Genomic DNA, 23,294 nt, shown 5'->3' on the forward strand with positions numbered 1-23,294 from the left:
ACCACGACCACCCCGAGCCTTCCACCACCCACCCTTGAAACCAGGACGACCCATGCCCACCACCCCCAACCAGGCCGCTACCCCCGCTTCGCCCGACTGCGCCAGCACCGACCTGCCCGCCTGGCGGAGCCCGCGCCTGGAAGACCTCGCCCACCTCGGTGACCTACGCGCGAGCGTCCACATCGACCCGCACGGCCGTGTGCTGTGGGGCGCAGGACCCCGCCCCGACTCCCCAGCGATCTTCGCCGCACTCCTCGGGACCCCCGCCCACGGCCACTGGAGCGTGCAGCCCGCCACCGGCCCGACACTGGCCGTGCAGCACACCTACGACCCCGACGGCGCCCCCGTACTGGTGCAGGAGTGGGCGACGGAGGGCGGCCGGCTGCGGGTGACCAGCTTCATGCCGCCCTACACCACCAGTGACACGGCGGGGCCGCGCCTGATCCGGATCGCCGAAGCACTCGAAGGGCAAGTGCAGGTCCGCTCGGTGCTGGCGCCGCGCCCCGACTACGGCGCGACCGTGCCGCTGATGGCTCCCAGCCTCGACCAGGAAGGCACCCACCGCCGCTTCGTCGCCCCAGCCGGCCCGGCCGCACTGGTGCTGGACGTCCACCACCCCGCCACCGCGGGCGTCAACGAGGAACCGGCCCGGGTTGCCGCCGCCACCGCGGTCACCGACCTGGTCCTGAAGCAGGGCGAGCAGCTCACCCTCAGCCTGACCTGGCACGGGGAACACCACAGCAGCCAGCCGCTTCCCGACCCGTACGCCGAACTGGCGCGCACCCGCGCGTTCTGGACCGCCTGGACGACGACCCTCACCGCGCGCGGCCCATACGCGCGCGAGGCCATCGCTGCGGCGGTCCAGATCAAGGCCCTCACCTACGCCCCGACCGGAGCGATCATCGCCGCCCCCACCACCTCCCTGCCCGAGGAAATCGGCGGCGAACGCAACTGGGACTACCGCTACTGCTGGCCGCGCGACGCCGCCCTCATGTGCATGACCCTGCTACGCCTGGGCCGCACGGCCGAGGTGGAGGACTGGCTCCGCTGGCTGGCCCGTGCGGTCGGCGCCGACGCCCGGCAGATGCGCGTGATCTACCGCGTCGACGGGACGCACGACCTGACAGAGCAGACCCTGAACCACCTGACCGGCTACGCGAACTCGACGCCGGTACGCATCGGCAACGGCGCCGCCGGCCAGCTGCAGCTCGACGTGTACGGCGAGGTCCTCGACCTGATCTGGCACGCCCACCAGGCGGGAATCCCCCTCACCAGGCCGGTCACCGCACTGTGGACGCAGCTGGTCACTCACCTGGAAGAGCTGTGGGAGCAGCCGGACGCCGGGATCTGGGAGGTCCGCGGCCCGCAGCGTCACTTCGTCCACTCGAAGGTGATGTGCTGGGTGGCGCTCGACCGGGCAGTTCGCCTGGCCCAGGCCGGTGCCGCCAGCGTGCCGCAGGAGACCGTGGCACGGTGGGCCGCCACCCGCGACGCCGTCCACGCCCAGGTCTGTGAGCAGGGATACGACGGCGAGCGCAACACGTTCACCCAGTACTACGGCGGCGCAGACCTGGACGCCGCGCTGCTGCTGCTTCCCCGGATGGGGTTCCTGCCGCCGGACGACAAGCGGGTGATCGGCACCATAGAGGCCGTCCAGCGTGAGCTCACCACCACCGGCGGATTCCTCCTGCGCTACCCGGGTGCTGGCCGCCACGGCGAGCACCAGGTCGACGGCCTGGCCGGGCACGAAGGCGCGTTCCTGCTCTGCGGATTCTGGGAGGTCGACGCCCTGGCGATGATCGGCCGCCGCGAGGAGGCCATCACGCGATTCGAGCGCCTCCTCGCCCTGCGCGGCACTACCGGGCTGCTGGCCGAGGAATGGGACTCGGCCGCCGGACGCCTGCTCGGCAACCTGCCCCAGGGCTTCACCCTCGCCGCGCTGGCTGACACTGCGCTGCTGCTTGCCGACCTGACGTCCAGGGCCGCTCTGCCCAGCCAGCGGACCCCGGCCGATGCCAAGACGGGCGTGGGCGCCACCCACCAGGTCGTGGCGCTGTCGTGACCCGTACCGCCCACACCCCGGCCGCCGACGTTCCCCCGTCCCTGCCCGCGCTGCCTGCCCTCGACAAGGACAGCTGGCAGCTGGTGCGCTTCGTCCTGACACCGGGCCGGCTCAAGGACCGCGCTCGGCTGGTCGGTCTGGCTTCGGCGCAAGTCGCGGGCGCCGCCAACCGGGTGTGCGACCTGCTGGGGGCCCTGCACCTGCCGCAGGCCGGTGCGATGGTCGCTGCACACCGCCGGTTCACCAGCGCGGACCTCGCCTTGCCCAACCTGCGCGGCCCGCTGCACCTGGCGCCTCGCCGACGGCGCGCACTGGAACTGCTGATCTCCGGGTTGGAGGAAGAGCAGATCGCCGAGCGCCTTGAGGTGCCGCGGGACACCGCCCGGGGCTACCTCACTGACGTGGTGGCTGAGCTCGGAGGTCCCCGCCGGCCCCAGGCGGCGTTCACCGCGATCGCCTCCGGCACCGTGGCCCTGTCGGTGATCTCCCCGCTCTACCCGGACGTGCGCCTGACCCCCGGAGCAACTCAATGACGGGCAACCCGACGACGGTCGAACCGGACAGGGCCGACACGGCGCACTACCGCATCCGCGCCGCGCTGCTTCTTCTCACCCCTGAGGGCCGGATCGTGCTTGTACCGACGCCCTCGCCGGACGGCAGCACGCGCCCGGCACTGCCCGGCGGGATTGTCCCCACCGGCGTTGTGCCCAAGACGGTGGCCGCCCGACGCACTGCCGAGGCGACGAACCTGATCGGGCTGACGGCCGGTCGGCAGCTGGCCGTCTCGCTTCAGCCGGGCGGCGCCGGTCGGGTGGGCGAGGCCTTGATCGTCCACGACCACCCTGTACTCAGCGGTGCGCAGGTTGCGGCACTCACGGCCGATGCCGGCAACCGGGCCACCGCCGTGCTGGTCGCGCCTTGGGAGCTGGAGAGGAGCATTCCGGGCGAGGCACGGGAGATCCTGGCCGCGCTGGCCGCCCGGATCGAGGACATCACAGCGTTCCTGGAGTACGGGCATCCCACGATGGCCGCCGAGGTGGATCTGCCCCGTCTCCTCGCTACCCCGCCCAGGCCAACCGTGGGCACCTGGTGTCCCGGGCCCGCAGCCGATGTACACACCGTCACCGGTGTCGGCGGCTGGCTACTGACCCCGGACGGGCGGGCCGTGCTGGTTCACGACCCTGCCACCGGCCACGCCCGCCTGCCAGGCGGACTGGTCGACGGCACCGATCCGACAACTGCCCTTACCTATGCGGGCGCTCTGCTCGGACTCCACATCGACCCGGTCCGGACCAGGCTCCTCGGCCATCACCACAGCGAAGCCCGGATCGCCACCGTCGTCACCCACATTGGAGCGCAGCCCAAGCAACCCGGCCCGACCCGCCTCGCACGGATCCTGGCCACCCCTGCGCAGGTACAGGAGCTGTGTCCGGGGCAGGTGGCCGACCGTGAGTTGGAGGCGCTGGTGAGCGCTGCAGCCCAGCTGGGAGTGCCGACAGCCCTGCGGCGCCCCGTCACGCTGGTGCCGGACATCGGCATCATGCCGGGGAGGGTGGCTCGTAGCCTCAGCGGTGACGGGCCGCCCGGAGCGGCGGTCGTGAACAGTCCTGACGCCGCCCAGCGCAACCGGGCGGGGTAAGGCAGGTGGCCGATTCCCTCCAGGGGGCCGCCGTGCTGGACGCCCGCGACCTCCGAGCCGTGGCGCTCGCCACGACGACGGCGCAGCTGCTGCGACTGTTCTGCGAACACTTCCAGGACGTAGACGCCCTGATCGGCTCCGACGAAGGCCGACTGCCCCAGGTCACCACGACTGTGTTCGGGGTCCAGGCGGTGGACGGAGCTGCGCAGACGGCCATCCACCGTTTGTGCTCCGACTCGCCCGAAGCAGTCGTGGGTCGTCAACGAGCCGGACAGACCGGAGGGCGGGCGCGCCGCCCCGGTGGCCGCACCCCACGGGTGCGTACCAGCGGATGCTCTCCAGCGCGCGATCCGCCTGACGCACACCGGGCTCGCCGCCGTTCCCGCTGCCATCCCCTACTCGACGAAGGACGTCTCCTTGCCCACCCGCACCACCTCTGGCATCGACCAGGTCCACTCCCTTCAGACTGTCGTTGTCCTTACTGCTCCGGATGGCCGGGTGGCCCTTCGTCCGGCCGGCGAGCACCTAGAACCGTTTGCCATGCCCGTGAGCAGCGGGGAGAGCCCGCACGACGCGGCCGTGCGTGCGCTGCTCGGACAGACCGGGCACGACGCGGTGCCCGGCCGGTTGTTGGCTGTCGACTGGACCGCTCCCGCTCCGGAGACCACGGGGAGTGCGGAGATCGTCCACCTCTATGGGGGAGAGGCGACTGCTGCTCGACGTGCCGAACTCGAGGCGGGTGGCCAGGCTCGGTTCGTCGCGCCGGGCGACCTGGACAAGGTCCTTCCCCCGCGATGGTCACGCCTGCTGCTGGCTGCTCTGCACGCCCGCGTGGAGGGCACCGTCACCGAGCTCGAACACGGCAGGCCGCGCCATCCTGGTGCGCTCGACCGCCACCGCGTCCTGGCCAGCCGCACCGTGGCTGCGGAGGGCCGGTGGATGCTCGGCTACAGCTGGGACGGAACACCGACGCACGTCCGGGGCTGGCTTTTCGCACCGGACGGCCGGGTCCTGCTGCTCCATGACCCGGCCACCGGCCGCACCGGCCTGCCTGGCGGTGTAGGAGGGGAGGATCCGATGATGGCGCTGGGAGCGGTGGCCGCGACTACTGCCCAGGCGACGCTCAGTCAGGACCGCGAGGTCTTCGGGCACCATCTGATCGGCGACGAGGCAACGGCGAGTGTGGCGGCGAGGCTGAGGGTCGTCGGTCCGCTGGTCCCGGCACCCTGCGCGCCGATGCCGATCCGGCTGCTTGCCACTCCTGAGCAGGCCCGCGAGTTGATGCCGGATGCAGCGGTGACGCACTCCGAGCTCCAGGCCGTGATGCACCTGGCGCACTCGGAGTTCGAGCTCCCCACCGCCGACCGTCGTCCGGTCACCGAGATCCCTTCCACCGGTGGTGTCCTGTGAGATCCCTCATCGCGCGTCCACACGCCGCGGCCTGGCCGTAAAACATCGCGTCCCCCGGCGCACCCGGCGGTCGGCGCCCCGGGCCTGCCCGGCAGGGCATGGCCGACGCCGGAACCAGTACGTCGGTCATCGCCTTGAGCATCCTCGCGCTGATGGCGCTCTGGAATGCCGTCCACCGCCTGGCGACCCGGCAGCCCCGCACGGTGACGAAGTCGGTCAGCCGGCTCTCCTGAACGCCTGGCCAGGGCGGCCGCGCCCAGGCCGGCGCCTTCGGCGCGGCCGCCCCGATCGGCCCGACCATCCCGTTCCCCGCGACCCAAAATCTCTGCGAGCAGACCATGACTGACCGCCCTTCGCCCCACCCCGTACCCACCCGCACCGGGCCGCCCCACAACTGGCCCAACCACCGCCGACCGCGATCCACTACGCGCAGGCAACGGAATGGGGCGGGCAGGATCCTCTCGGCCTTCGCCCTCCCGCCGCTGCTGACGGCCCCCGCTGCCCAGCACGGCCGCCACCTGGTCCACGGCTACACCTACCCCCCTGACGTGAGGGAGGTTCAGGTCCGGCCCGGCCAGACGTCCTCACTGCACTGGCACGTCGCGGTCGACCCCGGCATGGAGCACCTGCCCATCGAGCCCCTCCCCGATCCGGCGGTGCTGGAGTTCGATGGGGCGGACCGGGAACCGGCCGAGGGATGGGTGGAGACCTCCGGCAACGGCGGGGAACTGTACCTGGTGTTCCGGGCGAAGAACCGCGGCACCACCACTGTGCATGTCGAGAGCTGCCAAGGCTGCCCATCGGACTACGACAGCTACCGCGAGCACAACGTCTACCTGGTCACCGTCGCTCCGTGACCGGCGACACGAGGCAGCCGAACGTGCGGCTGGGCGCACTCGTCGACGTGTGCGGGGCGTCGCACCGGGAGCTCGCCCGCCTCGTCAACGCCGCGGCGCAGGCGGGCGTTCGGCGGACGGCGTACACCCACACCCACGTCGCCGCGTGGCTGGCCGGCACGACTCCGAGGAAGGCGGCGCAGGAGTGCGTCGTCGAGGTGCTCGGCAACCTTCTGGGCCGGGTGGTCACTCTTTCGGATGCAGGGTGGGGCGTCCCGCCGGTTTCCGGGACGGACACCGGGTTGGATTTCCCCCACGACCGCGAGGCCGCCCTTGCGGGCGCCGTGAACTGCTGGAGAAGCGTGGACCGTCGTGACCTGTTGCTGACGGCGGGCGCGACCTTCACCACGCCGACCTTCCGCTGGCTGGCCGACCCGGCCGACGAGCCGGACGAGCACGTCGGATCAGTGCGCGTCGGCCCAACTGACGTCGAGCGCCTGTGGTCGGCGGCGGCCGAAGCGCAGGTGGCCGACTCCCGCTTCGGAGGCGGCAACTGGCGCCGCAGCCAGGTCATGGACTGCCTGCGGGAAGCCGGGCCGCTCCTGGAGGGCACGTACTCGGACTCGACGGGGCAGGCCCTGCACAGGGCGCTGGCCGAACTGTCGCGGGTGGCCGGGTGGGCGGCGATGGACGCCGGCGACCGCGCCGCCTCCGACCGGCTCCTGATCCAGGCGCTGCGCATGGCCCGCGCCGCGGGCGACGTGGAGATGGGCTGCTACGTCCTGGCCACGATGTCCCTCTCGGCGTATCTGGCCGGCCGGTGCGCGCAGGCCGTGGAGATGGCCTCCGCCGCCTATGCCCGCGGACGCGGGCACGCCGCCCCCAGGGTCCTGGCGTTCTGCAAACTTGCCGAAGCCCGGGCCCTGGCCAAGCAGGGCGACGGCGCTGGCGCGGGAGCGGCCCTGGCCCTGTGCGAGAGGCTGCTGTCGGGGATCCGACCCGGATCACACGACCCCGGGTGGCTCTCGTACATGGCCTCGGAGCGGCTGGCCACCGACGGCGTCGAGGCGCACCGGGATTTGGGCCTGACCCGGTCGGCGATGGTGTGGGCCGACCGGGCGGGGACGATGCCGGTGGAGCGCTTCACCCGGGCGGTCGGCATCAGGCGTGCCGTGCTGGCCGGCGTCCATCTGATCGACGGCGACCTCGAACCGGCGCTGGATGAGGCGTGCCGGTCGGTGGACATCCTCAGAGGGGTCCGCTCGCCGCGCGCCCACACCTACCTGCACGACCTGGTGGATCGGCTCGGCCGGTGGCGCGACGAGCCGGGGGTACGCGAAGTGGTCCACCGGATTCGCACCGAACTGCCACCCGCCGTGTGACTGCTGCGCCCGGTACGGGCGGGGTGCCCTACGAGGCTGCCGCCAGGCGGGAGGCGCGGTCCGCGAGGTCGGCCGCGCCGCGGATCCCGCGCCGCGCGTACAGCGCCAAATTCGGCCGCATGGCAAGGAGTTCGCGGCGGGCCCGGTGGGAGGCGATGCCGTCCGTCAGGTCGAGGCTGCGGGCGAGGAGGTCGACGGCCTCCTCGTGGCGGTCCTGGGCGGCGACGGCGCGGGCGATGTTGGCGAGGGTGAGGGCGCGGGTGCGCCGGTAGGCGTGGTCGGTGCGGTCGGTCAGGGCGGCGCGGTAATGCCGCTCGGCGGCGGCGTGGTGGCCCATCTCGGTCAGGGTGCGGCCGGTGTGGGAGGCGATGACGGCGTCAGTGGGGCCGGCGGCTGCCGCGTAGGCGGGCAGCGCGTCGGTGCCGGTACGGGCGCCGTCGCGGGCGGCATCGATCAGGGCCGAGGCGGCGTGCGGGCTGCCGCTGGCGCCGTGGGCGCGGGCGGCGGTGATGAGCAGCAGGGCCTCGGTGCGCTTGTCTACGCGGCCGCGGGTACGGGCAAGGGCGGCTTCGGCGAGGTCGACGGTGCCTGCGGGCTGTCCGAGGTCGAGGGCCTGGTGGACGAGGGCCCGCATGCCCCAGGCGGCCTGTCCGGTGCGGTCGTCGGGGTCGGCTTCGCGGGCGAGGCGGACGGCGAGCTGGTAGTGGCGTTGGGCGACGCCCTCGTATCCGGCGTCGTGGCACTTGAAGCCGACGAGGGTGGCCAGCGCGGCGGCGGCTTCGAAGGCGTCGGCGCGGACGCGGTCGTCGGCGTAGGTGCCGTGCAGCATCGGCGCGACGACGTCGCTGAGGAAGACGCCGGCGACGCTGAGGCCGTGCCCGCCGCCCAGGAGCTCGTCGGAGGTCCGGAAGACGGCGGTGAACTGGCGTACCGCCGTGACCTCGCCGCTGCCGATCCGGCGTCTGGGGCCGGCGGCGGGTAGCGCCGTGGCGGTGCGGGGATCGAGCGCCAGCGGGGCCAGGAGGGCCGCGGCGGAGAAGCCGAGGGCGAGGAAATCGCGGCGGTGGTGCACGAGGAGCCTTCCGGTTTCGGTTGCGGCGGCCGCGGGGCTCAGGAGCATGAAGTCGGTGCTCGTGTCCTCGCCCAGGCCGATCTCGGTGACCGTGACAGGTCGTCGGAGTCTTCGGGACAGAGCCTCAGCGACGTAGGCGGGGGTGTTGCCCGCCGGAACGGCACCGGCGCTCACCCAGGCGTGGACGGCCGAGCGGGACGTGCCCAGCCGGACTCCGGACTCGGCTGCCACCGCCTTGGTGGCGCGGGCCAGCGCTTCGAGGGTGAGGCCGGCCTCGTCCATCACGCCGGCCAGCTGCTGGTTGGGTGTTCTGGGTGTCGCCACTGCCCGCCCCCTGACATCGCACCACCGACGGACCTGGTCGGTGGCGACCACGCTAGCGGCGCTGCCCACCTCGGCCCGCGACTGCGCGAAAGCAGCACATCACCTTCCGCCACGGGGGCGGTGCCGGGGCCGGGCCTGTCCGTGGTCAGATCACCGGGGGGCGTCCGACCCGGGTCAGGCGCCACGCGGTGTGCCAGGAGATCGGGCGCCGCTCGCCGTGGCCGCCGCGCAGCCCCTCCCACAGGCCGGAGAACCACGGGGCCAGCGTGCGGGGGGCACGCCGGGCCCGCAGGACGGTGATGGCGACCCACGTGGCGATGTAGAGGGGGACCAGGAGCGCGGGCAGGCGCCGGTAGGCGACCCAGACCCGGTTGCGGGCGACCAAACGCTGGTAGAGGGCGTGGCGGGCGGGATCGCTGGCGGGGTGGTGGACGACGACCTGCGGCGCGTAGTAGCCCGTCAGGCCCGCGTCCCAGCACCGCAGGGCCAGGTCGAACCCCTCGTGGTAGAGGAAGAAATGGCCGGGCCACCCGCCGACCTGATCGAAGGCGCGGCGGCGGACGAGGACGACGCCCTCGGCCATCGCCGCGACGGTGCCGGGCCGGTCGGGGTCCGCGGTGCGCAGCCGGGGCACCCAGCGCCGGACGGTCACCCCCGTGTCAGGGTCGGCGATCCGGGGCTGGACCCAGGCGGCCCGCGGGTGCCGGCGAGCGGCCTCGACGAGGCGGGCCAGGGTGTCGGGGGCGGGCAGGTGGGCGTCGTTGTCGAAGAAGAACACGAACTCGCCGCCGCCGTCTTCCGCCAGTGCCCGGGCGCCGATGTTGCGGCCCTCGGGGATGCCCACGTTCTCGGGCAGCGCCAGGGTGGTGATGCTGGCGGGGATGTCCTCGGGCTGGACGCCGTTGCCAACCACGATCACGCGCAGGTCGACTCCTTCCTGAGCGAGGAGGGTCTGCAGCGCCGTGGCCTGCTCGGGGCGGTCATTCATGGTCAGGACGACAGCGTCGACCCCGGCGGGGGCAGTGTCGGTGGGGGTCATGCGTGCTCCGGGAGCAGAGGGGGCGAAGGGGCGGGGCGGTCCGGTGGGACCAGTCAAGCGCCACCTACCGGGCTAGGACAGGGGGCCGGGGCCGCGCATGCGTTCATCGCGTTCATGATCGCCGCAGCCGGCGCCTGCGGGCGGGGCTGGTGCGGGCGGTCATCGTGCGGCGGGGACGCGAAGCAGGTCGTGCTGCCACTGCGCCGGGTCCATGGTCTCGGCGGCCGCGGCCAGGCAGTGTGCGGAGTCGGTCTTCAGGGCGTCGCGGCAGCGCAGGGCCTTGCCGCCCACCGGGTTTCAGGGGTCTTGTCGTCCTCGATCTCGCCGATGGCGCCGAGCACGACGTCCCGGACGTTCGGGTGTGCGGCGGCGACCTGGTCGCCGGCCACGGCGCGGGGGGCGGCGGCAACGTAGCGTCGGGTGACGGGTGTCTGATCGCCTGTGCGGGTCTCGGGCAGGTCGTGCAGGACGCACAGCAGGGCGGTACGGCCCGGGTCCGCACCTTCCATCGCAACCAGGACGAGGCCGATGAGGGCGGCGCTGTGGCTGTGGTCGGCGACGGTCTCGGTGGCGGCCAGGGGGACGCCGTCGTAGCGCCAGCCGGTGCGCGGCAGATCCCCCAACTCCCGGGCCTCGAACTGGAGAGCGGCGGTTCCTGTGAACCGGAGTTCGCTGATTTGTTCGGTCACGTCACGTGCTCCTGCCGGTGCGTCAGATCGTCTGCTGCAGAAGGTAGTGGACCGGCTCCAGCACGCGTGCCGATACCGGGGATACGGCGCGCGGTCCGGAAGGCCAGTGGTCCAGGAGAACTTGCTGGGAGGCGCGGCGAAGGCCGGCTGCGCTCGGAGGCCACGGTGCCCTCCGCGCGGACGCCCACCGGTCACCACTGCGCCACTTTTTCGATCATGAACACGATGAACGTGTTCGTGCCCCCTGGCCCCTGCCCGGACGGGCAGTGTGCCGGGTTCACTGGGACGACCGCAGCGCGAAGCGGCACAGGTCCGAATCGCAGGTCGGTTCACGTCATGTCCGTGGTCGTGGAACGCAGTTGCGCACAGGCTCGCAGGTCCGGGCGACCGTGCATCATCGCCCCGCTCAGAGGCGCCGGATGCTTCCGGCCGCTCGAATCGACTATCGAATGCCGCCCGAAGGAGGAGGGGGCGAGGGCGGTCGCCCGTACGCGGCAGGGTCGACCCGTTCGAAAATCGTTCTCATTGAAAAGTGCCCCCCGAACGTGCCTCCCGCCGGAGGCCGATCTGCTGTGTGCTTGTTCCCCTGAGCGCCCCGGGGGCTGGTCGACCGCCGCGGGGCCTGCGGCGTCCGTGCCATGCGTCCCGGGCCGAGCCGATCTGCCCATGCCCCGAGGAGCGATGACGCCCCCATGCGTGCCGTGCGAGTTGAGAAATGGAGGTCCAGATGATCCCGAACAGGACCCATTGGATGCAACACGTCATTGACGTCGCACAACGGGGGCCGCAGTCAGGTCTGCGGGTCGGCGTTGCGCTCGTTTCCGAGAACAACGAGCTGATCTGCTCCGCCTTCGAGGGCGAAGAGGGCGGCACGTCCTGGTACCGCGCCCTGCGGGGCAAGATGCAGGAACTCGGGACATCCAGCGCGCACAGCGTGTTTCTGACGGTCAACACCCTGTCGGCGGACCGGTCGTTCGAGCTTGCCGAACTCTTGAAGGAAGTGCACGTCGACAGGGTGTACATCGGCCTGCCCGACCCCGCGCTGACGACCTACTTCGACGACGACCCCGTCACCGCACGGGGTCGTGTAGACCGTTTCCCGGACGACCTGCAGCGGGAGATCCTCGAGCAGAACCGGGGCCTCTACGCGGCGAGCGAGCAGAACATCGTCCGCAACCCCCACTACTTCGCGCACCGCATCAGCGAAGCCGTCTCCACCGGGCTGGGGTCAAGGGGCTTCGTGCTTTCCCGGGACGACGTCAATGCGAACAGGGGGAGGACCGCGCTCGCGTCGCTCCTCTGCCAGAGGTACGGGATCGGGAGCGAGGAGGCCGATCGCGCTGTAGGCGGCGTACTGTCCGAAGCGTTCGACGCGAAGTACGGCTCCTACGACTACGAGGTCGACGCCCGCGCGGCCAACCCGGGGTGGGCGGACGACTTCATGTCGGTCTACAGGAGTGTGTCCGCGGTGCCGCTGTCTGCCGTCGACGTCCTCAACGTCGGTGTCGGCGCCGGCGTTGAGGCGGCAGCCTTGTTCTCGGACTGCCCGCAGGTCACCTTCGTCGACATCGCGGAACGTGGCCTTGCGAATATCGGCGGACGCATTCCCTCGTCGAAGACTCTCGTCTCGAGTGCCGAAGACCTGTCCACCCTGCCGAACGACAGTTTCGGTCTCTATGTCTCCCTGAGGACGTACAACTCGTCGTTCTTCGACACGCCCGCGGCCGCCTCGGAGGCGCACCGGGTGCTGAAGCCCGGTGCGGCGATCATCGTCTCCGTGGCCAACGGATTTCTGTACACTCAGCGCGGCTGCGTCATACCCGGGCTGATCACCCCCGGCACTGAATTCGTCGATCTCTATCGCGGGATGGACACGGCCGATCTGATCGGCGCGGAGCTCGACCGCGCCGGATTCAAATATGTTCGAATCCATCCGAAAACTACCGAGATATACCTGACGGCTGTCGCCGCCTGACGTTTCCGTCCTCCCTCCAGCGGGGCGCGCCCGCGGCGTCCCGCCGGTTCCGGAGGAGGGACGAATCGCGGACAGCCGGGGTGCGACCGGACCGGTCCGAGGGGCCGGCGTGAAGGAAGGGCTTCTGCAATGGCCGCGCGAACGACTGTCGCCGATCGGATCCTGCAGTTCAACGAGGGCCTTGCGGGCACGACTCTTGAAGTGCCTCCCGGGTTCGCGGTCGTCAATCCGTTCAACGGGCCCCAGAAGGACCGGGTCCGGGAGGTGACGACGGCGTTCTACGGGAAGTACTACGGCGACGACAGGCCACGCCGCCTGGTGCTGGGGAGCTCGCCCGCCCGACGCGGCACGGCCGTGACCGGGGTCCCCTTCGAAGACGCCAAGCTCCTCGAAAGCGAGACGGGATTCGACGTCGACGGCTACGCGGTCAGCCGGCCCTCTGCCGGGTTCCTGCACGACGTCATCAGCCGTTACGGGGGCCGCGAGAGGTTCTACGCCGACTTCGTCATGAGTTTTGTGTGCCCCCTCGGCCTGGTGAGAACGAAGCCCGAGGGGAAAGAGGTCAACTGCAACTACTACGAGAACAAGAAGCTGCTGGACCTCCTGCGCCCTTTCCTCGTGGAAACCCTGGAGCGGCAGCTTGAATTCGGCACCGACGCCTCGGTGTGCTACTGCATCGGCAGCGGCGAGAACTTCAGGTTTCTCACGAAGTTGAACGAGGAGCAGCACTTCTTCGGGAGCATCGTGCCCTTGGAACACCCGCGTTTCATCACCCAGTACAACCGGGGCAGGGAGGAGGAGTTCGCCGAAAAGTACCTCCGCGCCTTCCGTGGACAAGGCGAATAGTCGGCACGCCCCCGGAACGCTCGTCCACCCTTTCAACTGGGGCTGTAGCGCCCCAAAACATCGGAACGAGAAGAAGGAGAGCAGTACATTGGCGGCAGAAGGCAGGGTCCTGGTCCACTTCGACGCGGGGCGCGTGAGCGTTTTCCGCTCCCGGAGCGGCGAGTTGGAACTGCTCGGCAGGGAGCAGTTCGCCAACGACGGCAACCTCGCCCCCGAGGCGCTGGCCGAGCGAGTCGGCGAGTTCTGCGCCGGCCTCAAGGAGTTCCAGGAGGTCGTCGACAACACGGGAACGCGGCTATACGCCACTGGGGCGTTCCAGCAGCTCCCGCAGCCGGACGCGGACGCGCTGGTCACCAGCGTCTACGTCGACACCGGCCTCTACTTCAACATCGTGGGGCCCGAGCTGCAGCGGTTCTACCTGGAGACGGGCATGTCCGCGTGCGACTCGGACGACATGATGGAAGGCGTGATCCGGCGGGAATTCCGGACGGCCGTCGTCTGCGGCAGCTTCCAGCAGTCCCTCGGGGACATCGAGGACACCGTCGCCCGGCTGCGCGAGAGCGGTGCCGACGTGCTCAGCCCGCTGAGCACCAGGATCAAGCCGGAGACCGCGGGCACCGACTTCATCCTCTTCGACTACCAGGACCACCTGAAGAACGACCGCGACACGTGGCGGCACAAGTTGGTGCACATGGACGCGTTCCGGCGAGCCGACGCCGTCGTCGTCTGCAACCCCGGCGGGTCCGTCGGCAAGGGCACGATCTTCGAGCTCGGGTTCATGGCTGCGATCTCCAAGAGGGTCATCTTCACCGAGGAGCCCCAGGGCGTCTCCGTCCGCTTCCCCTGCGAGGTCGGCCTCGGAGCCTGAGCGCTCCCGCCGAGAACTGCGGCGTTCCGCCCCCGTTTTCTCCTTTCCGACCGGAGTCAAGCGATGTCCCGGCCGGTGCAGCCCCGGGAGCAGGGCTCCGCCTCCTTCACGCTCTCCTTCCCACCAGATCCCCCTCTCGGCCACGAAGATACGGAAAGGACCCCGCCGGTGCGCGACGCAGAGACCACCGACACCACGCGCGACAAGCTGCGAGAGATCGTGGCGTCCGTCCTGGAAGTGGACAGGGAAGACGTCGAGCCCGGCGCCCTGTTCTACGAGGACCTCGGCATGAGCTCCCTGGAGAAGGTCGCGGTCGCGGCAGCGGTCGAGCGCGAGTTCGGCCCCCTGTCCGCCGAGGAAGCCGCGGCCCTCACCAGCCTGGACGCCGCGGTGTGCGTGCTCAGTGAGAGGGCGGCGAACCCCCAGGGCATCGACCTGGTCGACCACCTGGTGGCGGGTCATGTCTTCGCTGGCCGGGGCGGACAGGCCAGCTACCTCGACCCCCAGGCCGGGGAGATCACCTACGCGGGCCTCCTGGAGGCGGCACGCGGGTACGCGGGCGCCCTCAAGGCCGCGTGCGTGCCCGAGGGCGCCCGCGGCCTCCTGGTTGCCGACGACTCGGTGGCGACCGTCGTCGCCGTCCTCGGCCTGTGGTGGCACGGCTGCGTCCCGGTGCTGATTAGCCCGGTGCTCACGGACGATGAAGTCCGCTACGTCGCCGCGGACTGCGCCGCCGCGACGGTGCACCTCGACGCGGCCCCCACGCGGCAGCGCGCCTTGGAGGCGCTGTTCGCCACGGCCACCCGCTTCGCCGGCGCCGACGTCCGCGCTGGCCTGGCGGCGGCCGAGCCCGGCCCCGCGCGGCGTCCGGGGGAGGCCGGGCCACCGGTGGTGTGGAGTGCGGGGCGTGAGGCGCTGGTGCAGTACACCTCCGGGAGCACCGGCATGCCCAAGGGGGTGCGGCACTCGGCGGGTGCGATCGCGGCCATGGCCGACGGCGTCGGCACGGCCTTGGAGCTGACGCCCGAGGACACCGTGCTCTCCAGCGCCCGGATGAGCTTCGGGTACGGCTTCGGCGCTTCCGTCCTGTGCCCGCTGGCGGCCGGCGCACGTGTCGCGCTCGTCCGCGGCCCGGTCGACATCCACTCCCTGGCCGCCGCGCTGCAGCGCCACCGGCCCACCGTGCTGTTCTCCGTCCCCCGGGTGTACGCCGCGCTGCTGAACGCCCCCGGGACGGAGCTCGCCTCCGGCTCCGTGCGGCTGTGCGTGGCGGCGGGCGAGAACCTGCCCGCTCCGCTCGGCGAGCGGATCCGCACCGCGTTCCAGGCCGGGGTGCTCAACGGGCTCGGCGCCACCGAGGTGCTCCACATCGTCGTCGGCACGCCGCCGGACACCGGGTGCCCGGGTACCTTCGGGGTCCCGGTGCCCGGGATTACCGCGACCGTCCGCGCCGCGGACGGTACGCCCGTCGCCGACGGCCAGGAGGGCCGGCTGCACATCGCCGGCCCGACCGTCGCCCTCGGCTACATCGGCCGCCCGGAGGCCGCCGCGCTCACCTTCGCCGATGGCGGTGCCTACACCGGCGACGTGGTGCGCCGTGCGCCGGACGGCACGTTCATCCATCTGTGCCGCGCTGACGACCTGCTCAATCTGGGGGGCTACAAGGTCGTGCCGAGCGAGATCGAGAGCGTCATCCGCGGCGCGGCAGGGGTCCAGGACTGCGTGGTGGTCGGCGGCCGCGACGCCGACGGCCTGGAGCAGGCCGTGGCGTACCTGGTGGCCCGGCCGGGATCCGACGAGGCCGCGGTGCGGCGCGCGGTGAGCGCCGCGATCCGCGGCGGCCTCGCCGCCCACAAGCGGCCCGCCCGCCTGGAGTTCCTCGACGCCCTCCCGACCACCTCGACCGGCAAGCTGGCCGCCTTCGAGCTGAGGAAGGCGGCTGCCCGATCGTGACCTGGGACGTCACGGGCATGGCCGCCGTCGCCAACATCGGCGCCAGCCCCGAAGAGATCTTCGCCGTGCTGTGCGCGGGCCAGGAGAGCCGCACACCCCTGAAGGCGTTCGACCCGGAGAAGTACCGGGCGGCCTACGCCTACGAGATCGACGACCGGCCCGCCGGCGGGGACATCCCGCGGCGCGCCACCCGCTGGCTCACCGCCGTCGTGCGCCAGGCGGTCGCCGACGCGGGCCTGGGCGAGGACCTCTCCCAGATACCCGTACTGGTCGGGACCACCATGCGCGAGCAGCGCAGCCTCGAACTGTGGTGGCGCGACGGGGTGGAAGTCGCCCTCGAAGACCTGCATTTCGGCACCGCCCTGAAGGCGGCCTTCGGGGCGTCCACCACCTACACCTTCGCCAACGCCTGCTCCGCCACGCTGTACGCGCTCGGCCTGGCCACCGACATGATCGAGGCCGGCACGGCCGACACGGTCGTCGTCGCGGGCACCGACGCTGCCACCGAGAGCGGCTTCGGCACGCTCGACCGGGTGCAGAACGGCATCCCCGAGGCGCTGCGCCCATTCGACGCCACGCACAAGGGCATGCTGATGGGGGAGGGCGCGGCGGCCGTCGTCGTCCAGCGCGCTGGCACCGGGAGCGGGCCCGTGCACGCTCGGGTGCGGGGTGTGGGCATGAACTGCGACGCCCACCACGCCACCGCGCCCGACCCCGACGGCATCACCCGTGCGGTGCTCGACGCCCACCGCAGGGCGGGGGTGCGGGCCCGCGACATCGACCTGGTGATGCTGCACGGCAGCGGAACCCCCCGCAACGACGCGGCGGAGGCGGGCGTCCTGCGCCGCATCTTCGATGGTGCCGGACCCGGTCCGCGGATGACCGCCGTCAAGGCGATGACCGGCCACACCCTGGGCGGTTCGGGACTTCTCAGCCTCGTGATGGCGGTGCTCGCCATGAGGGAAGGAACGGTCCCCCCGGTCCTGGGACTCACCAACCCGATCCCCGAGGCCGCGGGCCTGGGCCTGGTGCGGGGCGTCCCCGCGGCCGGCCCCCTGGCCATCGCGCAGATCGACGCGTTCGGCTTCGGAGGGATCAACGCCGTCGCGATCGTGGAGGCAGCCCGATGAGCACGACGAACACCGCGCACAGGAGGATCCCGAACGTCCGGGAGGTCGTCGTCACGGGCATCGGACTGGCGCTGCCCGGCGTGGCGACGTACGGCGACCTCCTCGGGCCCCTGCCGGGGGAGGGCGGCTTCGATGTCGCCACCGGACTCAGCGGACGCGAACTGCGCCACAAGGACCGCGCGTCCCGCCTCGCCCTGCGGGCTGCCGAGTTCGCCCTCCACGACGCGGGCCTGACCGACGACGCCGCCGCGTTCACGAGGGCGGCCGATGAGACCGCGGTCGTGGCCAGCACCAACCTGGGCAACGCGGACAGCGTCTGCGAAGCCGCCGCCACCATCGCCGGAGCAGGCGTCAGGGCTCTCAGCCCCCTAGGCCTGCCCCAGACCTCCAGCAACGTCACCGCGGGCTGGGTGGCCATCCGCTACGGGCTGCGCGGCCCCAACCTCACCGTCTGCAACGGCGCCACGAGCGGGTTGGACGCCCTCGCCTGGGCCCGGAACCTCATCGTGGCCGGGCGCGCCGAAGCGGCCGTCGTCGTCGGCGTCGAACCGGCCAACGACGTGGCGGCGAAGCTGCTCGGCCGGCAGTCCACCGACGCGGCGGTCGCCGTCGTCCTCGAACCGGCGCACGCGGCCGCTTCCCGCGGCGCACGGCCTCGCGCCACGATCGCCGGGTACGCGCGGGCACAGGACCACTCTGCTGCGCTGGCCGCCGCCGGTGTGGCGCAGGAGGAATCCGTCGGCCTGTTGCTCGGGGACGAGGCGGATGCCGGGGCGCGCCGGCTGCTCGCAGCCACGCGCCACATCGACCTGGAAGCCCAACTGGGCCCGCTGTCGGGGGCTCTGGGCATCCTGCAGTGCGCCGCCGCAGCCGCCCACTTCGAGAGCGGCGCCACTGGCAGGGTGCTCGCCACGGCCGGAGGCCCTGGCCACGACGCGGCAGCCGCTCTGCTGCTCACTCCTTGACCGACCCACTCGTCCATCCACCAGGAGCCGGGGGAACACCCATGACCAGTGCGACCGTGACCATCGAGGATCTCCGCGCCCTGATAGCCGGCGTACTGGAGATCGACCCCGGGGAGGTCGCCGACGACGCGCACTTCGCCGACGACCTCGACATCGACTCGCTGCTGATGCTCGAGATCTCCACCCGCGTGGAAAACGCATTCGACGTGCCGGAGAACACCGTGGTCATCAGCGGTGCCGCCACCCTGGCGGAGCTGCACGCCCTCGCCGTCTCCAAGCGCGTCGGCGAGACAGCGGCCGGCCCGGTCATCCGCCCGAGGCCGCTGAGCGACCCGGCGGTGCGCCTGTTCCTGTTCCACCACGCCGGCGGCTCACACCTGCTCTACCGGGGCTGGGCGGAGCACTTCCCGAAGGACTGGGAACTCTGCCTCCTGGAAACCCCCGGCCGAGGCCACCTGCAGACACTCCCGCTGATCGACGACTGCGACCGGCTGGTCGACTACTTCCACACCGCTCTCGCTCCCCTGCTCGACCGGCCCTTCGGGTTCTTCGGCCACAGCCTGGGCGCCCTCATCGCCCACCAGCTCACCCGTCGGCTCCACCACGAGGGGAACCCGCTCCCCACCTGGCTGGGTGTGTCCGCCTACGGCACCCCGCGAGGCGCAGCCGACGCCGACGCCCGCCCTCACCTGATGTCCGACGACGAACTGCGAGACTGGCTGCGAGACGTCGGCGGCAGCACGCCGCAGCTCCTCGACGACGAAGCCCTCTGGCGCACGTTCGCCCCGGCGTTCCGCAGCGACTTCAAACTCCTGGACACCTGGGTGCCTCCCCTCGTCCCCGAGCCTCTGCCCGTTCCGCTCTCGGTCTTCGGGGGCCGCCGCGACAGGCTGATCGGCGAGGAACGCCTGCTTGCCTGGCAGCCGTTCACCACGCACTTCCGCGGACTCGAGATGTACGAAGGCGACCACTTCTACGTGACGGACCACCAGCGGCCCCTCGCTACCGCCATCACGGCCGCGATGCGCTCCGCAGCTCCTTGAGCCCGCTCTCACCACCACGCCACCCGCCAGATGATCAACTCCAACGAGGTGCTGGCGGAGGGTACGGGGGCGGGCCCTCAGGCGTCGGGATCGACTTCGGGGTGCGTGAACCGCAGGGGCCTGCCCAGCGACCGGGCGTAGGCGATCTCGGCCCGGGTGCTGTCGCCGATGTAGTCGCCGACCACGAGCACCTCATCAGCGAGCAGGATCTTCGACCGGTGCAACTCGTCGAGTCGAAACTTCAGCGCCTCAGCCTCGACAGGATCGGACCACATTGCGTGCGGCGACTTCAGGTCGCAACCCGGCTTGACGACAATCCTCCCGGCCTTGGTCTCCCGCAGATCGGCCTCGGCCATCTCGGCCATGAAACGAGTGGAGCCGCAGATCGCGACGATACGGGGGAAACCCAACTGCCTCTTCGCCTCGGCGAGCTGGTCCGCGGGGGTGATCACTTGCGGGGATGACACTGATTCCTCCTGGTGGTGCGGCCCGAGGGAAGCCTGCGGAGACGAGAGCGAAGGCGCCCAAGATCACCTTCTGGTGAACGACGTGGACACCCGCGCGCCCGCACTCTATGCGACGAGCATCCCTACTCGGTGCCGCAGCGCCCGCGGTCGGCCCTGCGTTCTGCCTGCGCGATGCCGAACCGGCCAACCTCGCCACAAAGAGCCGTGCCGGTCACCGCGTTCACTGCCCCAATCAGCCGATTCACGCGGCAGGGCGCCGCGGTATCGGCTTGGACGGTCTGATTCGTGCCTGCAACTGGTGGCGGTGCCGGGTCGGGCCCGGGTACTGCCACAACCCGAACGGGGGAGGCGCAATCAGATGACCGCATTGACGGAGCGCTGTCCGTCGGCGATCTTGCGGCCCCGCTGCACCCGGCGCGGCCCGCCGCAGCTCGCTGAGCACCTGGCGGTCGGCCGGGCCGGGGAACTGGTCGCGCTTGGCCAGTTGCTGCAGGCCTGCAGCAGAGGTGTCCACCCCACGCTCACCCCGCACACCGCCCGCCGGGCCGAACACCTCACCGGCGCCCCCGTACCTGCATCCTGATCGACCCGACCACCTGCCGCCCGCTCATCATCCGACCAATATCGCTGCGCGCTTCGACGAGGAGACCATGTCCACCGCATCTCACCAGCCCGCCACCAAGCCGGTCGCCGCGCCCTTCGTACCCGACCGCAGTACGGAGGGGGAGCAGATCACGGCGGTCGCCGACACGCTGGTGCTCGCGTACGGACTGGACCCGGCGGAAATCACGCGAATCCCGGAGGGCACTGCGACGGACAACTACGCCATCGTGGACCAGACGGGCTGTCGGCACTTCGTCAAGGTCTATCGCGGTCGAGAGAGCTTGGATCTGGAGCGGGCATCGGTCGAGCTGTCCGAATACGCCGCCGACGGAGGTGTCGCGACTGCGCGGGCAACCCGCACGCGCGAGCACGAACTCCTCGCGACCCACGGCCGCCTGCCGATGTCACTGTGGTCGTACGTGCCGCACACCGAGACTGCCGAGGGCAATCTGACTGGTGCGCGGTGGGCGGCGGTCGGCGCAGCGATGGGTCGCCTTCACAGCCGGCTTGCCACTCACCCCGCCGCCGCACCCACGCTGGAACCTGGTGCCGCGGTGTGCGACGTGGCCGCCGCACGTGACCGCTTCGAGAGGCTGATTCTCGCGTTCCAGAACAGGCCCAGGCTCGGAGAGTTCGAGACGTGGGCGCTGCAGGCGGCGCGTGAGCGACAAGCCGTTCTGGGGGACGTCGAGCGCGTCCTCGCTTCGCTTCCACAGCTGACGGTCCAGGTCATGCACGGCGACCTGGCCGGTCCCAACGTCCTGTTGAAGGACGACGATGTCGCGGCGATCGTGGACTTCGGGCCACCTGCACCTGGGTATCTCGCCTGGGAGATCGTGCGTCTTGGCTGCGACCCCAAGAGCGTCCTGTCCAACGGTGTGGAGAGCTGGCTCAAGGGATACACCGATCTCGCCCGCGCCTATCGAGACGCCAACCCCGAAGCGCCCGCGGACGACCTCTTGTCCTCGCTGCGTGTCGGCTGTGCAGCCATGCTCTGCTCGACCTTTCCGTTGTCGGCACCAGTGGAACGACCGCACCTCGTCGACGCCGCGCTCGAGTCCTACGCGCGGGCACGGCATGAGGCAGCTCTGATGTTGCTGGACCGGCTACCTGACTTGGAGGAGGCCTTGCATGACATCTTGCCGAGTTCATGACCCCCATGGTCACGCAAGCAGCAGGGCGCTCAGAGCCGACCGAAACGCGGAGGCCTGCGCGCCGAGCTCGGGGCGGAGCCGGGTGGGATCACAGTGTCTCGGCCGCGGGGTACGGGGCGAAGGACAGTGTCGGAGGACGTGCGGTCCGCACAGCGGTCGCTCCCGGCCGGGCGGGTGCACACCTGCCTGGTCCGCCTCGACGCCACCGGCCTTCCCCCGTTCCCACCGCCTGACAAGCCCCGACCGGTGAACCGTGGTCGGCCGACGCCCGCTGGAGCGCCTTCCGCCGCATCCAGGGAGGAGAAGACCAGAAGGCACGCTAAATCGAAAAGTTTGTCTTCGTCCATTCTTTCCGGGAACCTCCTGGCTTGATCGGTCGACTCGAACAGCGGGAGGATCTCCAACCCGGAACCGTTCCCGACGAGGCATCAACTCCTTTTCAAGAAAAGCCATTGGCGCTGCCATGCAACGTGATGGCGCCGGGTTGCACTGTGCTCGCCTTCCAGGAAAAGGGGCTCTACGAATGATCGACTTCGAGGTGCTGACGGCATCCGCCCGCCGCGAAGGAATCGAACGCTTCCGGGTCGTCAACGGCGGCGCGGGCACCCTGGTGTCGTACAGGGTCGCGCAGTGGGACCACCGCCTGCCCCGGCCGGGCCGGGCGCCGTGCACCGGGGTTATCGCCTCCGTCACCACCGACCCCGCGCACCACCGTCGCGGCCACGCCCGGCATGTGGCCGCCGCCGCCCGGCAGCGGCTCGCCGACGCCGGCTGCGGGCAGGTCCGCCTGCCCGCGTCCCCGGACGGCGAGCAGCGCCACCGCGACCTCGGCTTCACCGATCCGGACCTGTCCGGTCCGATCCCCACGGCCTGGAGTGCCCCGTGACGACCACTTTGCTGCTGTTCGATCCGCTGTCCCGGGCCCGGGCGGAGGGCATCGAGCACACCTCCACCAGTGTCCTGCTCACCGACCCGGCCGGCCGCGTCCTGCTGCTGCGCCGCGCGCCCGCCACCCTGCAGGCCGGGCTGTGGGAGCTGCCCGGCGGCGGCACCGAACCGGGCGAGGACGTCGTCTCGGCCGGGCTGCGCGAGCTGTCCGAGGAGGCCTGCCTCACCGGTGCCCGTGTCACCGCCTACCTCGGGCACGAGGACTACACCAACTCCCGCGGCGCCCGCACCCGCGCCTTCGTGATCGCCGCCCACCTCGACCACGCTCAGGAGCTGCGGCTGTCGGCCGAGCACGACGACCACCGCTGGGTCCTTCCCGCAGAGGTGCCGGAGTCGGTCGCCGCCCACGAGGCGGAGCTGATCCGCCGGCATACCGCCCCGCCGCCGGCGCTGCCCGGGCACCTGCCGCTGCCCGCCTACCTGCCCACGATCCCCGCCGCCCCGATGTGGGGCTCGATCTTCTTCACCACCGAGGACGGGCGGGCGGTGATGCTGCGCGCCATCGACCCGGCGAAGGGCCTCCAGTGGGCCGGGGGCGACGTGGAGTTCACCGACGCGAGCCCACTGCACACCGCGGTGCGCGAGTGTGTCGAGGAGACCGGCATCCTCTTGGAGCCCGACCCGGCCCGGCTGCCACTGCTGGCCACCGTGTTCGAGCAGCCGCGCGGAGGCTGGCCTGCCAAGGTCGGCTTCGCCTTTCACGGCGGCACGCTGACGGCCGAGCAGGTTGCCGGGATCCGTCTCGACCCGGCCGAGCACACCGAGGTTGTCCTCCTGTCCCACGACGAGCTGGCCGCGCAGAGCGACCCCCGCCGGGTGCAGCTCACCCTCGCCGTCCTGGACGCGGTGCGCACTGGCGTGCCCGCCTACGTCGTCCGCTGACACCGGC

21 protein-coding genes are annotated in these 23,294 nt (G+C 71.4%); 17 read left to right on the forward strand and 4 right to left on the reverse strand.

Translation table 11 applies throughout. The annotated features are described in order from the left end of the window. Window positions 1-52: 52 nt before the first annotated feature. From SNE206_RS33745 to SNE206_RS33770, 6 genes are all read left to right on the forward strand, one after another. Window positions 53-2,062, forward strand: coding sequence for a glycoside hydrolase family 15 protein (locus SNE206_RS33745; RefSeq protein ID WP_407917364.1), 2,010 nt, complete (start codon window positions 53-55; stop codon window positions 2,060-2,062). Beyond that, window positions 2,059-2,595, forward strand: a complete 537-nt coding sequence (locus SNE206_RS33750) for a helix-turn-helix transcriptional regulator (protein WP_407917365.1) — start codon at window positions 2,059-2,061, stop codon at window positions 2,593-2,595. The genes SNE206_RS33745 and SNE206_RS33750 overlap by 4 nt, the downstream gene beginning before the upstream one ends. Beyond that, the gene (locus SNE206_RS33755) at window positions 2,592-3,701 is read left to right on the forward strand and encodes a hypothetical protein (RefSeq protein ID WP_407917366.1); all 1,110 of its coding nucleotides are present in this window, start codon (window positions 2,592-2,594) and stop codon (window positions 3,699-3,701) included. Before SNE206_RS33750 ends, SNE206_RS33755 begins: the two co-directional genes overlap by 4 nt. Window positions 3,702-4,118: 417 nt before the next feature. Beyond that, complete coding sequence (locus SNE206_RS33760; protein WP_407917367.1) at window positions 4,119-5,111, forward strand: hypothetical protein; 993 nt, start codon at window positions 4,119-4,121, stop codon at window positions 5,109-5,111. A gap of 548 nt (window positions 5,112-5,659) precedes the next feature. Further along, window positions 5,660-5,968: a hypothetical protein gene (locus SNE206_RS33765; RefSeq protein WP_407917368.1), complete on the forward strand. Its 309-nt coding sequence runs from the start codon at window positions 5,660-5,662 to the stop codon at window positions 5,966-5,968. Then, window positions 5,965-7,329: a hypothetical protein gene (locus tag SNE206_RS33770; protein ID WP_407917369.1), complete on the forward strand. Its 1,365-nt coding sequence runs from the start codon at window positions 5,965-5,967 to the stop codon at window positions 7,327-7,329. The genes SNE206_RS33765 and SNE206_RS33770 overlap by 4 nt, the downstream gene beginning before the upstream one ends. A 28-nt stretch (window positions 7,330-7,357) precedes the next feature. On the opposite strand, the gene SNE206_RS33775 is transcribed toward SNE206_RS33770, so the two are convergent. The 3 genes from SNE206_RS33775 to SNE206_RS33785 form a co-directional block, all read right to left on the reverse strand. Continuing rightward, window positions 7,358-8,725 carry a tetratricopeptide repeat protein gene (locus SNE206_RS33775; protein WP_407917370.1) on the reverse strand — a complete coding sequence of 456 codons (1,368 nt, stop codon included), beginning with the start codon at window positions 8,723-8,725 and terminating at the stop codon, window positions 7,358-7,360. Between the two features lie 145 nt (window positions 8,726-8,870). After that, window positions 8,871-9,764, reverse strand: a complete 894-nt coding sequence (locus SNE206_RS33780) for a glycosyltransferase family 2 protein (protein WP_407917371.1) — start codon at window positions 9,762-9,764, stop codon at window positions 8,871-8,873. Between the two features lie 254 nt (window positions 9,765-10,018). Next, window positions 10,019-10,453, reverse strand: a complete 435-nt coding sequence (locus SNE206_RS33785; protein WP_407917372.1) for an HD domain-containing protein — start codon at window positions 10,451-10,453, stop codon at window positions 10,019-10,021. Between the two features lie 751 nt (window positions 10,454-11,204). Between SNE206_RS33785 and SNE206_RS33790 the strand changes: the two genes are divergently transcribed. The 7 genes from SNE206_RS33790 to SNE206_RS33820 all read left to right on the forward strand — a co-directional run bounded on the left by SNE206_RS33790 (window position 11,205) and on the right by SNE206_RS33820 (window position 19,233). Next, entirely contained in the window at window positions 11,205-12,428 is a 1,224-nt protein-coding gene (locus SNE206_RS33790) for a methyltransferase domain-containing protein (RefSeq protein ID WP_407917373.1), read from the forward strand. 129 nt (window positions 12,429-12,557) lie between these two features. Further along, window positions 12,558-13,274, forward strand: a complete 717-nt coding sequence (locus tag SNE206_RS33795) for a uracil-DNA glycosylase family protein (RefSeq protein ID WP_407917374.1) — start codon at window positions 12,558-12,560, stop codon at window positions 13,272-13,274. A gap of 133 nt (window positions 13,275-13,407) precedes the next feature. Next, on the forward strand, window positions 13,408-14,142 hold the full coding sequence (locus tag SNE206_RS33800) for a nucleoside 2-deoxyribosyltransferase (protein ID WP_407917375.1): 735 nt from the start codon (window positions 13,408-13,410) through the stop codon (window positions 14,140-14,142). Window positions 14,143-14,310: 168 nt separating this feature from the next. Continuing rightward, window positions 14,311-16,095, forward strand: a complete 1,785-nt coding sequence (locus SNE206_RS33805) for an AMP-binding protein (protein ID WP_407917376.1) — start codon at window positions 14,311-14,313, stop codon at window positions 16,093-16,095. Continuing rightward, on the forward strand, window positions 16,092-17,225 hold the full coding sequence (locus SNE206_RS33810) for a beta-ketoacyl synthase N-terminal-like domain-containing protein (RefSeq protein WP_407917377.1): 1,134 nt from the start codon (window positions 16,092-16,094) through the stop codon (window positions 17,223-17,225). The genes SNE206_RS33805 and SNE206_RS33810 overlap by 4 nt, the downstream gene beginning before the upstream one ends. After that, window positions 17,222-18,190 (forward strand): beta-ketoacyl synthase N-terminal-like domain-containing protein, encoded by a 969-nt coding sequence (locus SNE206_RS33815; protein WP_407917378.1) that lies wholly within the window; start codon window positions 17,222-17,224, stop codon window positions 18,188-18,190. The genes SNE206_RS33810 and SNE206_RS33815 overlap by 4 nt, the downstream gene beginning before the upstream one ends. Before the next feature lie 41 nt (window positions 18,191-18,231). Beyond that, window positions 18,232-19,233, forward strand: a complete 1,002-nt coding sequence (locus tag SNE206_RS33820) for a thioesterase domain-containing protein (RefSeq protein ID WP_407917379.1) — start codon at window positions 18,232-18,234, stop codon at window positions 19,231-19,233. 77 nt (window positions 19,234-19,310) lie between these two features. Here the strand turns inward: SNE206_RS33820 and SNE206_RS33825 are convergent, their stop codons facing one another. Continuing rightward, complete coding sequence (locus tag SNE206_RS33825; protein WP_407917380.1) at window positions 19,311-19,700, reverse strand: hypothetical protein; 390 nt, start codon at window positions 19,698-19,700, stop codon at window positions 19,311-19,313. 358 nt (window positions 19,701-20,058) lie between these two features. On the opposite strand from SNE206_RS33825, the gene SNE206_RS33830 reads away from it, so the two are divergent. From SNE206_RS33830 to SNE206_RS33845, 4 genes are all read left to right on the forward strand, one after another. Further along, a complete protein-coding gene (locus SNE206_RS33830) occupies window positions 20,059-20,283 on the forward strand; it encodes a hypothetical protein (protein ID WP_407917381.1) in 225 nt (74 codons plus the stop codon). Between the two features lie 67 nt (window positions 20,284-20,350). After that, window positions 20,351-21,457, forward strand: a complete 1,107-nt coding sequence (locus SNE206_RS33835) for a phosphotransferase enzyme family protein (RefSeq protein ID WP_407917382.1) — start codon at window positions 20,351-20,353, stop codon at window positions 21,455-21,457. 523 nt (window positions 21,458-21,980) lie between these two features. Further along, window positions 21,981-22,343 carry a GNAT family N-acetyltransferase gene (locus tag SNE206_RS33840; protein ID WP_407917383.1) on the forward strand — a complete coding sequence of 121 codons (363 nt, stop codon included), beginning with the start codon at window positions 21,981-21,983 and terminating at the stop codon, window positions 22,341-22,343. After that, on the forward strand, window positions 22,340-23,287 hold the full coding sequence (locus SNE206_RS33845; protein WP_407917384.1) for an NUDIX domain-containing protein: 948 nt from the start codon (window positions 22,340-22,342) through the stop codon (window positions 23,285-23,287). Before SNE206_RS33840 ends, SNE206_RS33845 begins: the two co-directional genes overlap by 4 nt. Window positions 23,288-23,294: the final 7 nt, after the last annotated feature.

This window comes from Kitasatospora sp. NE20-6 (assembly GCF_045862635.1).

Bases quoted from the DNA above. Each gene is read 5' to 3' on its own strand.
- SNE206_RS33745 (WP_407917364.1), top strand. From the start codon at position 53: ATGCCCACCACCCCCAACCAGGCCGCTACCCCCGCTTCGCCCGACTGC.
- SNE206_RS33830 (WP_407917381.1), top strand. From the start codon at position 20,059: ATGACCGCATTGACGGAGCGCTGTCCGTCGGCGATCTTGCGGCCCCGC.
- SNE206_RS33815 (WP_407917378.1), top strand. From the start codon at position 17,222: ATGAGCACGACGAACACCGCGCACAGGAGGATCCCGAACGTCCGGGAG.
- SNE206_RS33840 (WP_407917383.1), top strand. From the start codon at position 21,981: ATGATCGACTTCGAGGTGCTGACGGCATCCGCCCGCCGCGAAGGAATC.
- SNE206_RS33820 (WP_407917379.1), top strand. From the start codon at position 18,232: ATGACCAGTGCGACCGTGACCATCGAGGATCTCCGCGCCCTGATAGCC.
- SNE206_RS33780 (WP_407917371.1), bottom strand. From the start codon at position 9,764: ATGACCCCCACCGACACTGCCCCCGCCGGGGTCGACGCTGTCGTCCTG.
- SNE206_RS33790 (WP_407917373.1), top strand. From the start codon at position 11,205: ATGCAACACGTCATTGACGTCGCACAACGGGGGCCGCAGTCAGGTCTG.
- SNE206_RS33795 (WP_407917374.1), top strand. From the start codon at position 12,558: ATGGCCGCGCGAACGACTGTCGCCGATCGGATCCTGCAGTTCAACGAG.
- SNE206_RS33835 (WP_407917382.1), top strand. From the start codon at position 20,351: ATGTCCACCGCATCTCACCAGCCCGCCACCAAGCCGGTCGCCGCGCCC.
- SNE206_RS33755 (WP_407917366.1), top strand. From the start codon at position 2,592: ATGACGGGCAACCCGACGACGGTCGAACCGGACAGGGCCGACACGGCG.